This is a genomic window from Nitrosospira lacus, assembly GCF_000355765.4.
In the GTDB taxonomy this organism is placed as follows: Bacteria; Pseudomonadota; Gammaproteobacteria; order Burkholderiales; family Nitrosomonadaceae; genus Nitrosospira; species Nitrosospira lacus.
This window is the reverse complement of sequence record NZ_CP021106.3, coordinates 152,169-166,682: the sequence shown is the minus strand read 5'-3', so window position 1 is coordinate 166,682 and position 14,514 is coordinate 152,169. Positions and strand designations below refer to the sequence as shown.

Genomic DNA, 14,514 nt, shown 5'->3' with positions numbered 1-14,514 from the left:
TGTTCCAAATAGTGATTACAGATGTGGGAGGATATCTGGCTGCAGGCTGCGTTAGCCTTGATGCACAATGTTGCCGTTAACCAAGGTATATTTTACTCTGCCTTGTAGTTCCATACCCAGAAACGGCGTATTTTTGCCCTGGCTTTTGAGTGCTGCCGCTTCTACCTTCCAGTATTGATCAGGGTCAAAAATACACAGATCAGCGGCGGTGCCGGGAGATAGGTGACCCGCATCTATACCCAGTATCCGGGCCGGCTCCACGGTAATCCTGGCCACCGCTGCAGCCAATGGAATCTTCATCTCCATTGCCCATTTCAAGGTCAGCGGCAACAACAACTCCAGGCCGGTGGCACCCGCTTCAGCCTCACCAAAGGGTAATAGCTTGGCATCGTCGTCCACGGGCGTGTGGTCGGAACATATCGCGTCTATCGTGCCGTCCAACAGGCCCGCGCGTAGCGCATTCCGATCACTTAATCCCCGCAACGGAGGAACGAGATGGCAATTGGAATCAAAAAACCCGATATCCATTTCCGAGAGATGGATGTGATTGGCCGTCACATCACAGGTAACCGGCAGACCTTGCAGCCTCGCCGCCCGCACCATGGCAACACCTTCCGCACTGGAGATTCTGCACAAGTGCACGGCAGCGCCTGTCTCCCTCGCCATCAGAATAATATTTGATAAGGCTACGGTTTCCGCGCATACGGAAACCGCTGGCAGGCCCAACCGTGTCGCCACTTCGCCGTCATGGGCCACGCCACCGTCGGCGAGACTCGCATCCTGCGGACGCAGCCATACTCCGAAGCCGAAGGTGGAAGCGTATTGCATCGCATGCATCATGACTCGCGCGTTGGTAAGCGGCATATCTGACTGGCCAAAAGCAACGCAGCCCGCGTCGCGTAATTCAGCCATTTCCGTGAGCCTTTCTCCCTGCAGGCCTTGAGTGAGCGCTCCGATGGGATAGACATGGGCCTGGTTGAGGCTTCTGGCACGATGCTTCAGCATTTCCACCAGCCCCGGTTCGTCCAGCGGTGGATCTGTGTCCGGCGAGCATGCCAGGCTGGTGATACCGCCCGCTACAGCCGCTTCCATTTCGGATTCCAGCGTAGCCTTATACTCAAAACCCGGCTCGCGCAGGCGCGCGGACAGATCCACCAGACCGGGACACACCACCAAGTCCTTCGCATTTATTTCACGATTGGCGTGGAAGCCAGCCGGGGCCGCGCCCATGCCGACAATTTTACCGGCGGCGACGAATACGTCCATGATGGCGTCGATCCCGTTTCCGGGATCTACAACGCGGCCGTTTTTAATAAGGAGTTTCATGCTGCTTTTAATCTAAGTCCGGCAGCTGGAAGATAGCGGACTCACCCAAGACATAGGGCTTGGATGACACAAGATATCTTTATTAATCATGCTCGTAATCCCATAAGTGCAGCCGCCTGCGGGACGACTAGTTACCCGGCCAGGATCGACATCACGGCCATTCGCACCGCGATGCCGAATGTGACTTGCGGCAGAATCACCGACTGTCCGCCGTCGGCTACCGCGGAATCGATTTCCACACCACGATTCATCGGTCCCGGATGCAGCACAATGGCATCGCGCTTCGCCAGGGACAGTTTTTCCTGCGTAAGCCCATAATACTTGAAGTATTCTTCCGTGCTGGGAAGGCGTGCGCTCAGCATGCGTTCATTCTGCAGGCGCAGCATCAGCAACACATCCACATCCTTCAACCCTCGCTCCATTTCGTGATAAACATGTACGCCAAGCCGCTCAACCTTGGCGGGCAACAGGGTTTTAGGCGCAATGACGCGCACCTCCGGTACGCCCAGTGTGGTAAGCGCATGAATCTGGGAGCGTGCCACCCGCGAGTGCAGGATGTCGCCGACGATGGCCACCCGCAGATTATGGAAATCGCTCTTGTAATGGCGGATGGTAAACATATCCAGTAATCCCTGAGTGGGGTGCGCATGCCGGCCATCCCCAGCATTGATAACATGAATTTCGGGTCGCACATGGTGTGCTATCAAATGCGCTGCTCCGCTTTGTGAATGACGCACTACAAACATGTCGGCATGCATGGCGGAGAGATTATCGACCGTATCCAGCAGTGTCTCGCCTTTTGTTTGCGAGGAAGCCGCGATATTAAGATTTACTACATCTGCCGAAAGTCGTTTTGCCGCGATTTCGAACGTGGTGCGAGTGCGCGTGCTGGGTTCGAAGAATAAATTGAATATGGACTTACCCCGCAGCAGGGGCACTTTTTTGATATCGCGTTCGGTAACTCCGACAAAGGATTCGGCGGTATCCAGTATGTGAAGCAGAATGGAGGCGGGTAGCCCCTCGGTGGTCAGAAGGTGTTGCAATTCCCCATGCTTGTTCAGTTGCGGATTGTAGCTCATTGTTCCGGAGAATTTTTGTTGTATAGGCTCAAACCCAGTTTTCCATCCATATCCTTTTCCAGCGCCAGCATTTTATCCGACGGTAGGGCAAGTGTTGCACCGACATACTTGGCGGCAATCGGGAGCTCTCTGCCGCCCCGATCCACCAATGCCGCGAGACGGATGCTTGTCGGGCGCCCATAGTCGAATAACTCGTTGATGGCGGCGCGAATAGTGCGGCCGGTATAGAGTACATCATCTATCAGGATGATATGGCTGCCTTCCACCTCGAACGGGATATCCGAAGGCTTGACCTGCGGGTGCAGGCCGATTTGACCAAAATCATCGCGATAGAACGAAACATCCAGAGTACCCAGGGGAAGCGCAAGCCCCAGCTCCTGGTGCAGCCGTTCCGCCAGCCATACGCCTCCCGTATATATTCCCACCAGCGCGGTGCTTGCGGTAACGTCAGGCTTTATCGCGCCGGTCAGGCTGACGAGCAGTTGTTCTGCATCAGGTAGCTGCATCTTGGCCGTCGAAATAGGATTGCAATATCAGTTGTGCCGCCACCTGATCAAGTACAGGTTTCCGTTTCTTTTTTTTGACACCCGCTTCCCGTAATGCAGCGCCGGCACTGACCGAAGTGTAGCGTTCATCCACCAACACAGCCTTAATGCCAAAGCGGCCCTCGAGACGCCGCGCGAAACGTCGGCTCAACCGGGTCAGTTCGTGTTCCGCGCCATCGGTATAAGTGGGTAGGCCCACCACCAGCAGGACTGGCCGCCATTCCGCAATGAGGCTGGCGATAGTTTCGAAACGCCGCACCGTGGTCTCGTCGCTAATCGTGGCAAGCGGGTGCGCCAAACCCAGCTCCAGGTCACCTACCGCCACACCGATGCGCCTTTTACCAAAATCAAAAGCCAGAATTGCCCCTATGGGACGATGGCTGCTTCCGATATCCGGTGACAAGTGCTGTGTTGTCTGTATTTGCATGGTTGCGGGCATCCGCTGATGAAAAACTAAACCTGCTTCGGCAGGCGGCCGCCCATTTAGGTCAATTTCAGGAATGTCCCACCTCGTCCGACAGGCTTGAGAAATCTATTCCCAGCGAGTGCATCGCCGCAGTCAGCCGCTCTTCGGACGGAAGCTCGAATATGATGGTAGGCGATGCGGGCACTGTGAGCCAGGCATTCTGGGACAGCTCATGTTCTATCTGACCAGGTGCCCATCCGGAATAGCCGAGGGCAACCATTATCCGTTTGGGACTGTCGCCGCTCGCAATGGCCCGCAAAATATCCAGTGATGTGGTAAGCCCAACTTCTTGATTCACTATCATGGTGGATTGCCAGTCGCCCACTGGCTGATGCAGCACGAAACCGCGATCCAGCTGTACGGGTCCACCGAACATTATCTGCAACCCCCCAGCAGCCTCATCATCAGAAGAAATACCGAGTTGATCGAAGAGATCTTTCAGCGTGAGGTCAATGGGCCGGTTAACCACCAGACCCAATGCGCCCTGTTCATTATGCTCACAGATATATGTGAGCGTCTTGGAAAAGAAAGGATCTGCCATGGCAGGCATCGCGATCAGAAAATGATTTGTTAAATCAACGCTTTGCATAAAGTTATCGACCGCATGCTGGTTATTGCGTATCTCCCGGAATCCTGATTTGACCGAATGAGTCTCAATGCTTATTCCCATCAAACCACCTGACTAGTTATCATTGTAGAACGAATCGGTTTCCAGCAGTACGTTTTGAAGGAGCTCTGGAATACACAATTGCCACAGCGGCAATTATGCGGGACTTTACCAATTCTCTTGTCTGGTGACCTATGTCATTGAACTGGGCTGCCGCGGTCGGTGCGGGTATTGTCGCAGGAACATTAGCCACTGCAATACAACTCTTTCTCTGGTGGGCTTTCCTGGATGCGCTGCCCTGGATGTTATACAGGGATGCGCGCCTGACTGCAGCAATCCTTATGGGGCGGGAGATCTTGCCGCCGCCCGCCACTTTCGACTGGACCGTGATGATGGTCGCCACGCTGATTCATTTTGCAATTTCTATTACCTACAGCCTGATTCTGGCATGTTTGATTTCACGTCTGGAAATGGCGTTGTCATTGCTCGCGGGCTCTATTTTCGGGCTGATCCTGTATGGGATAAACATGTATGGCTTAACGCTCATTTTCCCCTGGTTCTGGGAGGCCCGCGATTGGATTACGATCCTTGCGCATATCGTGTTTGGAATTTCAATGGCTGGTACATACAAGGCATTTGCCAGGCAGGAGCTTTAAGCCTGACCCAGCGGTTGATCGTTCTTTTTTCAGTTAGCGTCATGATTCATAAAAATTGCTTATGTTATTGGCTTTCGCCCTTGTGGGGGGCTCGCCCTGCCCAAGTCCCGGATTCGGGTTAAGCGGCTATTGGTTCCGCAGCCGCTCCTGATTTTCTCAAGAATTGGAAAATAGCGCGATAAAAAAGGCAGGGGATAGTCCTGCCTTTCTGTGGGTAGGAAACGAGCCGGGATTATTTTTTCTCGGCGCTTGTCTTTGCATCCTTGGCATGAGCTTCATCTTTTTCGGCATGCTCACGTGCCTTCTTCGCATGAGCTTCATCTTTTTCGGCATGCTCACGTGCCTTCTTTGCATGGGCTTCATCTTTCTCGGCGTGTACTTTGTTGCCGTGGGCTTTTGATGAATGCGAACCGTGAGCACCATGACTATCATGCTTTTCGGCTGCGGCGTTAAAACTGAAGGCTGCGGCAAAGATCATTGCGATCAGTATCGATAACAGTTTGTTCATTTTTTTCTCCAAAGTTCAGTACGGTATTAATTGGTAAATAAAACGCGGTTCTGTGATTCTCCCACTCCTGTATATCCCCTGTTTTTTTAATTACACCAGTGTAGCGTATGGCCAATGGTTGACAGGTATCGAAACTTACCGCCCCAATAAGAAAAACTGCTAGCTAAATTTTTAGCTGGTCCTGCCGGGTTCTTGCGGACGCAATGCCAAGTTTGATAGACAACATTTATACTATAGCTAAATGAATCCCCGGTCAAAATTTGATCAAGAATTCAGTTTGCGTGTCGTAAAAGATTCGAGACAAGCGTGTGAAATTTTTTTTTGGGATCGGGCTCAGTGCCAGGATTCAACTCCGCTGCGGTGCATTTATCGTCAGTTATTTCAGCGCGGCAGAACTGGTAATAGTTATCCCAATCCCTGTTGTAAGCCGGGAGGCTTTCCTGGCGAACGGTGGGTTTGAAATCATCGATGATTTCCTGCATGACAGGCAACCGGGCGCAAAGATAGGTATCTATGCTTTTAGGCCAGTTGGTGGGTTCAGGATACAGACCGGAGAGCGTAGAGAGAATAGCTGAGCGAAAATCATCGATGGCATGAGCACGTTGCCTGCGGTGGAATAATTCGTATATTCCCGAGAAAACGATTGCCACAGCGAGTAAAACCAAGGGCCACATGGGTACCTGGTTAAAATATCCGGATATCTGGTCGGTGTATTCGTTCATGTATTCCTTTCCGGGTTTCCGGTTGTATTGCAGGCTTAAGGATGGGTATCGTACCCTTCATCCTGTTTCCTATCCTGTTTTTTTCTTATTCCCTCGCCATCTCTTTTGAACTCAGCCAAGGGCAGAGGCGGCGGTTAAACTCTGATGAATCGATTCAAGATGCGGCGCGGCTCACCTGACAGGAGCAAATGGTCATATGGAGATTATAAGCTTTAAAGGGTTAGGTCAATTGTCCCATAAATGGATTTTAGCCAACCATGCTGCAGTGCGTCAGGAATACCGTTACGTGAAAATGATTGGATTACCACCCACTTGGCTCCAGCTATTTGCCCAAACCCCGGTTCCACTATTCGCAATCGTACTCATCTCATGCTACTTGCAAACAGCGGGGCGATGTTGAGGTAGTATGTTTCCCGGCACAAGACCGGGAACTCCGGTCGCGGGATTGGTATTATCGTTGCAAATCCACTGCACGCCATCTTTTGTCGCGACCACTAGGGTTCTGCCGGTACCTTCGTTCAAAAGGCCTTTGCTCACCCCGTTATTTTTGAACGCTGCCGTGACCTGAAAACCGGAAGTCAACGCTAAAGGCGTGAGACTGGCGACATATCGGCCTGTCCGGGTCGCCACCAAGCTATCAAACTCCGGCTTCGTCGGCCATCTTCCCTTATCGGAATAAAATCCGGCAACAGGGGATTCCACGCTTTGCAGGAGACTGAGTGCTTCCGTTACCTGATCCCGCGCCACGGAATCCTCATAAAGCTGATATGCTGGTGGAATAGCTATCGTCGCCAGAATACCGATAATGGCGAACATCATCATTGTTTCGATCAAAGTTAAACCTTTTTGATCCCGCTCCATCGTGATAAAACTCCTTTGATTGACATCCATACACTTTAATACGGGCATTAAACCGAATCCGGTAGTTGTGCCGGACTGGGCTACATTTTCATTTGATCAGTAACACGGGTACGGTCGAAAGCTGCATTACCTTGCTGGCTACGGAACCTAGCAGCAAGCCTTTCACCCCGCCGAGCCCGCGCGGTCCGATGACTATCTGGTCGAACCCCATCTCTCTGGCATAGCGGGTAATCATTTCTTCCGGGCTGCCCACCGTGATGTGGAACTCACAGGCGATTCCCGCCTGGTCCAGCAGGTCCCGTGCGGATTGCAACCCCTTCATGCCTTCTTCCTGGTGATACAGGTCAATGCTCTTTTTGTCGATAAACAGGGCTACATTCCCGTGCTGCGGGAATTGCACGTTCAGCAGGTGGATTGCCGGCACTTCCTTGTACCAATCGAGCAGTCTGATGAGTTTGGTAACCGCTTTATTGGAAGCCTCAGAGCCATCCACGGGCAGCAGGAATTTCAACATTGTATCTCCCTTTATGCGGCAGTTATATTCACGGCAGCGAAATTCCAACCCGGCAGTTGACCGCGCTCATTTTTAGCTCGTCTGTTACTTGTTTTTTGGTTCGCCCGCAGCTGCCGGATTCAGGATAATGGTTTGTTTATGTCATCCGCCAGATCCACAATAGGCGCCATTTTCGCCTGTGTTCTTGCAGCAAGCCATTTGCCAATAACCACTACCAGCAGCACGCCGCCGGCAGGAACCAGCCAATGCAAAAAGGCAGCATTGGCATTTACCCATTCCCGGGTGATGGCGTCGGTAACGCTCATATCTCCCGCTATCCAGCCAAGCAGGCCCGCACCTATGACAATGACGATGGGAAAGCGATCCATGAGTTTCATCACCAATTTGCTGCCCCAGACAATAATGGGCACGCTCACCACCAAACCAAAAATCACCAGACCAATACTATCTTTGGCTGCGCCGGCAATGGCGATTACGTTATCGAGACTCATTACGGCATCGGCGATAATAATGGTTTTAATTGCACCCATCAGTGTGGTGCTGGCGTCAACCTGGTGTCCGTTACTATCCGGTTCAGGCTGAAGCAGCTTGATGCCGATCCATAACAGCAGCAACGCGGCGATTATTTTCAGAAATGGAATCGCAAGCAACGAAAGGGCAAAAAAGATCAAAATGACTCGCAGACCGATGGCGCCGAATACCCCCCAGAAAATTCCCAGATTACGTTGCTTCTCCGGCAGCCGCCGGCATGCGAGCGCAATAACCACCGCATTGTCTCCGCCCAGCACAATATCAATAGCGATAATCTGCAATACCGCGATCCAGAATTGCGGATTTGCGATATCCATAAATAATTCCTGAAAAAATGACGGTTTGTGAATGCCGGATAAGAACGTTAGCGCCCATCCGGGGATTGGGCCGTGACAGGATCGTTACCGAATTATACCAGCGTCCGTCGGCTCGCTTGTCTCAGCTCCGATAAATTGCAAAATCTGGGGTCCGAGGGGCATGGTGTCCCGGTAACCCAAGTCGATCAATGCGCGACAAAAGGGCTCTTCAAACAGAACATAGCTCAGAAGCGATGAGCCATCGCGCCTCAGTGCTCCAATGGCGCGATAAAAAAGACGTATGGTGCGGGGCAGCGTATGGGCGTGGTGTTCCGCAATGGTATTGATTTCCACGCTGGGAGAAATGACCATGGATTTCACCTGACGCAGCGGCATGCTGTTATCTTTCAGCTTTTCGTCCGGAATCATTCGGAGCGTATTGTTAATGCGTTGCAAGCGTTCCAGATCAAGGTCCAGGCTATCAAGGAAAATACTGCCCATGATGTGGCCCCCAATTTGCGCCAGTGTCGGATAGCTGTCCACGGTAACGCGCTCTGGTTGCGTTTCGGCAGTCTTGCGTACGCCTATTACCAGCACACGTTCCGCGCCGAGATGCAGCGCCGGGCTGATGGGTGCCAGCTGGCGCATGGAGCCATCACCGAAATATTCCCGATTGACTCTTATTGCCGGGAAAAGAATCGGGATCGCGGAAGATGCCATCAGATGTTCGACGCCGATGCGCGCCGCAACACCGATACGGCGTTCTCGCTTCCAGGGTACTATGTTTTTCGCCCCCTCATAAAACGTAACTGATTGGCCAGAGGTATAGCCCCAAGCGGTAATACCCAAGGCGTGCAAAGCGCCTGTCTCGATGCTCCGCTGAATGCCGTGAAGCGGCAAACTACGGTCCAGCAGCTGGGATAGTGGCGAACTGTCCAGCATCGAGACTGGGGTGCGCTTTGACAGTCCGCCAAACAGCAGGGAAGACAGCAAGCGCGCGACATTTCCAAAAACGCCGATGGGATCGGAGCGATAAGCCTGATTGACATGGGCATTTTCCCACACCGCCGATAGCAGGCGCACCCCTTCATGAAAATTTCGTGCGGAAAGGGCAACGCTGGCGGCATTTACCGCGCCAGCGGAGGTGCCGCAAATTACGGGAAAGGGATTACGCGTTTTTTCCGGCAACATGGCAGCGATGGCTTGCAATACTCCAACCTGATAGGCGGCGCGAGCGCCACCCCCGGTCAGAACAAGCCCGACCTTAGGTGAAGATGGCAGATGTATTAAACTCATTCACCAGCGGCCAGTTCCGCTCTTACCTTTTCCAGCGCATCCCGCAAGGTTTCCTCCGGAAGATCATTCAGACAGTTGGACAACATCTCAGCTGCTTCATATGTGCCTTCCGGCAGCGCGTCACTGTCCAGATTGGCGATAAATACTGCGGCCGCACCAGTCGTTTTGAGAAGACTCTGACGCTCGCTTATCAACATTTCGATTTCGGCGCGCAGCATGGAAATTTCCTGTTCTTTTAGCATGTGGGGCATGGGTTTTTATCCTGTTAGTCCAGATCCGGTGGTGGCGGCGAACATATCAAAAGGTAAAAATTAGTTGATGTAAAAGTCTTTGTGGATTTAGGATCAGGTCATCGGGCTGGAAAACGCATGACAAATGAGCGATCCACCGCCGGGTTCAGGACTCAGCCAGTGTAGTGCGTATGAAATGATACTGCAACAAGTCAGATCCATCAGGCTGCCCGCCAGGGGATGAGCAATAAGCGCAGTCAGCCAATGGAGGGTCAGTCAACAAGAAGCAAGTGGAAGTGGTATGGGAGGGGGAAGGGAAGATCAAATGGAGGATTTGGATTATTCCGGATTACTTGCTTCCGGTCATATCTTCCGGCCTGATCCAGGTGTCGTATTGATTCGCTGTAACATGGCCCGACGCAATTGCGGCTACTTTTAACGTGGTACCCTCGCGGTGCGCCTTCTTGGCAATCTCCGCGGCCTTGTTGTAGCCGATGTGAGGGGCAAGCGCGGTCACCAGCATCAAGGAATTACGCATCAGTTTGTCGATATGTTCGATATTGGCGGTTATTCCGCTTGCGCAATGGTCATTGAAACTCATCATTCCATCCGAGAGCAGGCGCACACTTTGCAGAAAATTGTGAATGATGAGCGGCTTCATGACATTAAGCTCAAAATTACCCATTGCTCCCCCCATGTTGATCGCCACATCGTTGCCCATCACCTGGCAACAAAGCATGGTTACCGCCTCGGATTGAGTGGGGTTGACCTTGCCTGGCATAATGGAACTGCCGGGTTCGTTTTCAGGGATTTTCAGTTCACCGATGCCGCAGCGAGGTCCCGACGCGAGCCAGCGGATGTCGTTGGCGATTTTCATCAAGGATGCAGCCAGCGTTTTCAGTGCGCCGTGTGCATGAACCAGTGCATCATTGGCGGCAAGCGCCTCAAACTTATTGAATGCGGTGATAAATGGCAGTTCCGTCAATCTTGCCAATTCTGCTGCCGTCCGGGCAGCGAATTCAGGATGAGTATTCAAGCCTGTACCCACGGCAGTGCCACCCAGGGCCAGCTCATATAAATGCGGAAGCGACGCATCCACATGTGCTAACCCGTGATCCAGCTGCGAAACATATCCCGAGAATTCCTGCCCCAACGTCAGGGGTGTCGCATCCTGCAAATGTGTACGGCCAATTTTGACGATACCGGAAAATTCCTCGACTTTGGCGGCAAAGGTCTGCCGTAGCGCGCCAATGGCGGGTTTCAATTGATGATGGATAGAACGAGCTGCCGCCACATGCATGGCTGACGGAAAAACATCGTTGGATGACTGTCCCATGTTCACATCATCATTTGGATGAATTTTGCGTTCAACGCCCCGTCCGCTGCCAAGCAATTCGGAGGCACGGTTCGCCAGAACCTCATTCATGTTCATATTAGTTTGCGTTCCCGAACCTGTCTGCCACACCACGAGAGGGAATTCCGTTTCGTGACGCCCCTCGATCACCTCATCGGCGGCATGAATGATGGCATCGGCTTTATGCGCATCGAGCAGACCCAGATCGCGATTCACGCTCGCCGCGACGCGTTTCACCAGCGCAAGCGCGTGAATCAATGCACTTGGCATAGTTTCACCGGAAATTCTGAAGTTCTGCAAGGAACGTTGTGTCTGCGCACCCCAGAGCGCGGTGGCTGGCACCTGCACCGTGCCCATGGTGTCTTGTTCTTCGCGGTGGCTCATGGAGATCTTTGGCTAAAGAAATAAAAAAGGCGGCTCATATTCCGATTACTGCGGCGCCAAAGCAATGCCTGTCTTACCGAACCGGATTCGGATTTAATCTCAATCTGGCAGGAATGGCAGGCTCACCATAAAGGTGAAGCTCAAGTGACGCAGAGAGTTTTTGTCGATCATGGCATTAAACTGAAAAAATGAGCTGTCGGCTACCGGATTTCGGCTTAATGCTTGAGGATAGGATGGGGTGTTAATACGTCGCGTCAGCCGCATGGGATCCTGGCCAACGACTCAACTCGTCTTTTTAGAGACTCATTGTTCACTGTCGCATGTGCTTCCGCTGGCCTGAACGATGCATGCCTCCGGATTTTCCGGAGAAGCACCGGATGTCGATCAAAGCATGCAGGATTGACCATCTGGATTAATTGTCATGACGGAATGATTCTTCGCTTGGCTCCCCCGTTTCCTGATCGATCCAGCCGGATATGCCAATCTCGTCTTCCGCCTGTTCCAGGGTCTCCCCCGGCTCATAATCGGATTCAGCGTTATATTCCATATCCTGAATGGCTTCGAGCAAGGTGGGAAAGGGGCCGAAGACCTTCTCACTCTCGTTCTCATCATGCCAATAAAAACCATCGGGACGTTCGACAACACGTGTGGTGTCGTAGTCGCGTGACGTTTGTGGAATTGTATAAGCCATGACTACCCTCACAAAACGATTTATCGGTTTAAGTCAGCGTTAATGTTAACCTCGTCTGTCAAATTTTACCAGCGTATATATTCGCTGCTGCGTAAACTCACCTTGGATCGACAGTCGGGTCAGGATGAACTCCGTCATGGCGGAAAGGAAAAACTCTGGAGGACATTGGTTCTCAAGCCCAAAATGGAAAATAGCCGGTCTGGAGACCAACACGAGTGGGTATGTTTATTATTGCGATAGGGACTAAAATGCCCCCGGCTCCTTAAGGAAACCAGTCTCTATAGTAAAATCTGCGGAATAGCCTATATCCGGGAAGAAAATAGACTGCTCCGCAGAGGTATTGCCAAGCTTAAGAGCGTGATCCCGAAAGGGGAAACGGCCAGCTGGAAGCAGGGCCTGCTGTGCCGGATGTAGTTGTGGACTTTTCTGCTGTTTTCTTGGTAGAGGTCTTTTTCTCAGCGGCGGGTTTCTTGATCGAAGCCTTTTCTCCCGTAGATGCCTTGGCTCCGCTTTTCGTGGCTGGAGCAGATTTCTTGGCGGGGGCATCTTTCTTTGCTGCCGGTTTTTTAGCTGAAGCGGCGGTTTTTTTCTCCACCGGTTTTTTTGCCGCCGTAGTTTTGGTTGGAGCTTCCTCTTTCGCCACTACTTTTTTTGTGGGAGCAGTTTTCTTGGCTGGCGCTTTTGTCGTTAACGCCGATTTTTTAGTTGAAGTCGTGGTTTTCTTTTCCGCCTTCTTCTCGACATTTTTCTCAGCCTTCTTGTCAGCTTTTTTTTCAACCTTCTTCTCGGCTTTCTTCTCGCCAGGTTTCTTGGTTGCTGATTTTTTTATGGATACCTCTTTTTTTGCGGACACTTCTTTTTCGGTTGCCGGCTTTTTCACAGACGCGGATTTCTTGTCGGCAGGTTTTTTTGCTGCGGGTTTCTTGGTAGTTGCCATTTCAACCTCCAGATAAAAGTTACAGGGGATTACAACTCACTACGTTACTACACCTACCGCTCCATGCACGATTACGGGTCAGCGGATAAATTGAGCCGCATTTACCCAATCGGGCGGCAGTTCGTTTTATGCAGCATGGCTTTTTTGGCCCTGTTTGCAAGAGAATCCTCAAGTGTGCCGGAACTCAGGTTGATATCATCTTTTCATGACACGGGTGCCATACAGTTCATATAAATATACTATTGACGAAATCTGGTCATATGTTGAAAGCGTCATAGATGGATAAAAGGCGTGACGCATGGATTTTATTTCTTCGCCTAATCCCAGCTTAGCGCACCGCCGGTCTGGTACTCGGTAACGCGAGTTTCAAAAAAGTTTTTCTCCTTCTTCAGATCAATCATTTCCGACATCCACGGGAAAGGATTGTTCGCTCCCGGATAGAGTATGTCCAGACCGATCTGCTGGCAGCGGCGGTTTGCGATGTAGCGCAAGTATTCCTTGAACATCGGCGCGTTCATTCCCAGAACTCCGCGCGGCATGGTGTCTTCCGCATAACGGTATTCGAGCTCCACGGCTTTTTGCATCAGTGAGCTGATTTCACCACGGAATTCCTTGGTCCATAGATGCGGGTTCTCCATTTTGATCTGGTTAATGACATCTATACCGAAGTTGCAGTGCATGGACTCATCCCGCAGGATGTATTGATATTGTTCCGCCGCACCGGTCATTTTATTTTGCCTCCCCAGCGCCAGGATTTGCGTAAAACCCACATAGAAGAACAATCCTTCCATGATGCAAGCGAATACGATCAAGCTCCTTAGCAGTTTCTGATCCGTCTCGGGCGTACCGGTCTTGAATGCGGGATCGGTGAGCGTGTCAATGAACGGAATCAGGAATTCGTCCTTTTCGCGGATTGACGTCACTTCATGATAGGCGTTGAAAATCTCCCCTTCGTTCAGCCCCAGCGATTCGACGATATACTGATAGGCATGTGTATGAATCGCCTCTTCGAATGCCTGGCGCAAGAGGTATTGACGGCATTCCGGATTGGTGATGTGGCGGTAGGTGCCGAGTACGATATTGTTGGCGGCCAGCGAATCAGCGGTAACAAAGAAACCCAAGTTACGTTTAACCAGGCGGCGTTCGTCCTCAGTCAGTCCCTCGGGATCTTTCCAGAGGGCGATGTCGCGGCTCATATTGATTTCCTGCGGCATCCAGTGGTTAGCGCAGGCGGCAAGATACTTCTCCCATGCCCACTTGTATTTGAACGGCACCAGCTGGTTGACATCCGCCTTGCAATTGATAATCCGCTTGTCCTCCACTGACAAGCGTCGATTAACATTGACGGCGGCATAATGCTCATCCTTCTTGCCGTTTGCCATCTCAGGACTCCTGATATCCGTCAAGCAATTGGAAGCGTGCAGGTTCAGCCCGGATGCGCCCGGTATTCCTGACTGCACTGTCTCGTCCTCAAATGTCAGCATAACCTTCTCCTTTATTTCCGATACCTT

17 protein-coding genes are annotated in these 14,514 nt (G+C 51.8%); 1 reads left to right on the top strand and 16 read right to left on the bottom strand.

Features of this window, described 5'->3' with window-relative positions; translation table 11 throughout:
* Positions 1–51: 51 nt before the first annotated feature.
* From EBAPG3_RS00750 to EBAPG3_RS00730, 5 genes are all read right to left on the bottom strand, one after another.
* Complete coding sequence (locus EBAPG3_RS00750) at positions 52–1,326, bottom strand: dihydroorotase (RefSeq protein WP_040853130.1); 1,275 nt, start codon at positions 1,324–1,326, stop codon at positions 52–54.
* A 131-nt stretch (positions 1,327–1,457) separates the two neighbouring features.
* Complete coding sequence (locus tag EBAPG3_RS00745) at positions 1,458–2,405, bottom strand: aspartate carbamoyltransferase catalytic subunit (RefSeq protein WP_004180665.1); 948 nt, start codon at positions 2,403–2,405, stop codon at positions 1,458–1,460.
* The gene (gene pyrR / locus EBAPG3_RS00740; RefSeq protein WP_004180663.1) at positions 2,402–2,911 is read right to left on the bottom strand and encodes a bifunctional pyr operon transcriptional regulator/uracil phosphoribosyltransferase PyrR; all 510 of its coding nucleotides are present in this window, start codon (positions 2,909–2,911) and stop codon (positions 2,402–2,404) included. The genes EBAPG3_RS00745 and pyrR overlap by 4 nt, the downstream gene beginning before the upstream one ends.
* Complete coding sequence (ruvX, locus tag EBAPG3_RS00735; protein ID WP_004180660.1) at positions 2,898–3,377, bottom strand: Holliday junction resolvase RuvX; 480 nt, start codon at positions 3,375–3,377, stop codon at positions 2,898–2,900. Before ruvX ends, pyrR begins: the two co-directional genes overlap by 14 nt.
* 67 nt (positions 3,378–3,444) lie before the next feature.
* The gene (locus EBAPG3_RS00730; RefSeq protein ID WP_040853196.1) at positions 3,445–4,005 is read right to left on the bottom strand and encodes a YqgE/AlgH family protein; all 561 of its coding nucleotides are present in this window, start codon (positions 4,003–4,005) and stop codon (positions 3,445–3,447) included.
* 212 nt (positions 4,006–4,217) lie between these two features.
* Here EBAPG3_RS00730 and EBAPG3_RS00725 point away from each other — a divergent pair, with 212 nt between their 5' ends.
* Entirely contained in the window at positions 4,218–4,679 is a 462-nt protein-coding gene (locus EBAPG3_RS00725) for a hypothetical protein (protein WP_004180656.1), read from the top strand.
* Between the two features lie 232 nt (positions 4,680–4,911).
* Here EBAPG3_RS00725 and EBAPG3_RS00720 read toward each other — a convergent pair whose 3' ends face one another.
* The 11 genes from EBAPG3_RS00720 to EBAPG3_RS00670 form a co-directional block, all read right to left on the bottom strand.
* Positions 4,912–5,187 (bottom strand): hypothetical protein, encoded by a 276-nt coding sequence (locus tag EBAPG3_RS00720; protein ID WP_004180654.1) that lies wholly within the window; start codon positions 5,185–5,187, stop codon positions 4,912–4,914.
* Positions 5,188–5,459: 272 nt separating this feature from the next.
* Entirely contained in the window at positions 5,460–5,909 is a 450-nt protein-coding gene (locus tag EBAPG3_RS00715) for a hypothetical protein (protein ID WP_004180653.1), read from the bottom strand.
* Positions 5,910–6,281: 372 nt separating this feature from the next.
* On the bottom strand, positions 6,282–6,770 hold the full coding sequence (locus EBAPG3_RS00710; RefSeq protein ID WP_004180641.1) for a pilin: 489 nt from the start codon (positions 6,768–6,770) through the stop codon (positions 6,282–6,284).
* An 88-nt stretch (positions 6,771–6,858) separates the two neighbouring features.
* Entirely contained in the window at positions 6,859–7,284 is a 426-nt protein-coding gene (locus EBAPG3_RS00705) for a universal stress protein (RefSeq protein ID WP_004180639.1), read from the bottom strand.
* A gap of 119 nt (positions 7,285–7,403) precedes the next feature.
* Positions 7,404–8,132, bottom strand: a complete 729-nt coding sequence (locus EBAPG3_RS00700; RefSeq protein WP_004180637.1) for a TerC family protein — start codon at positions 8,130–8,132, stop codon at positions 7,404–7,406.
* An 84-nt stretch (positions 8,133–8,216) separates the two neighbouring features.
* A complete protein-coding gene (locus tag EBAPG3_RS00695) occupies positions 8,217–9,407 on the bottom strand; it encodes a patatin-like phospholipase family protein (RefSeq protein WP_004180636.1) in 1,191 nt (396 codons plus the stop codon).
* Positions 9,404–9,658 carry a hypothetical protein gene (locus EBAPG3_RS00690; protein WP_004180635.1) on the bottom strand — a complete coding sequence of 85 codons (255 nt, stop codon included), beginning with the start codon at positions 9,656–9,658 and terminating at the stop codon, positions 9,404–9,406. Before EBAPG3_RS00690 ends, EBAPG3_RS00695 begins: the two co-directional genes overlap by 4 nt.
* 328 nt (positions 9,659–9,986) lie before the next feature.
* Positions 9,987–11,375: a class II fumarate hydratase gene (gene fumC / locus EBAPG3_RS00685; RefSeq protein WP_004180634.1), complete on the bottom strand. Its 1,389-nt coding sequence runs from the start codon at positions 11,373–11,375 to the stop codon at positions 9,987–9,989.
* A gap of 412 nt (positions 11,376–11,787) precedes the next feature.
* Complete coding sequence (locus EBAPG3_RS00680; RefSeq protein WP_004180632.1) at positions 11,788–12,066, bottom strand: hypothetical protein; 279 nt, start codon at positions 12,064–12,066, stop codon at positions 11,788–11,790.
* 349 nt (positions 12,067–12,415) lie between these two features.
* Entirely contained in the window at positions 12,416–13,003 is a 588-nt protein-coding gene (locus EBAPG3_RS00675; protein WP_004180631.1) for a hypothetical protein, read from the bottom strand.
* A gap of 317 nt (positions 13,004–13,320) precedes the next feature.
* Positions 13,321–14,487, bottom strand: coding sequence for a ribonucleotide-diphosphate reductase subunit beta (locus tag EBAPG3_RS00670; RefSeq protein WP_004180629.1), 1,167 nt, complete (start codon positions 14,485–14,487; stop codon positions 13,321–13,323).
* Positions 14,488–14,514: the final 27 nt, after the last annotated feature.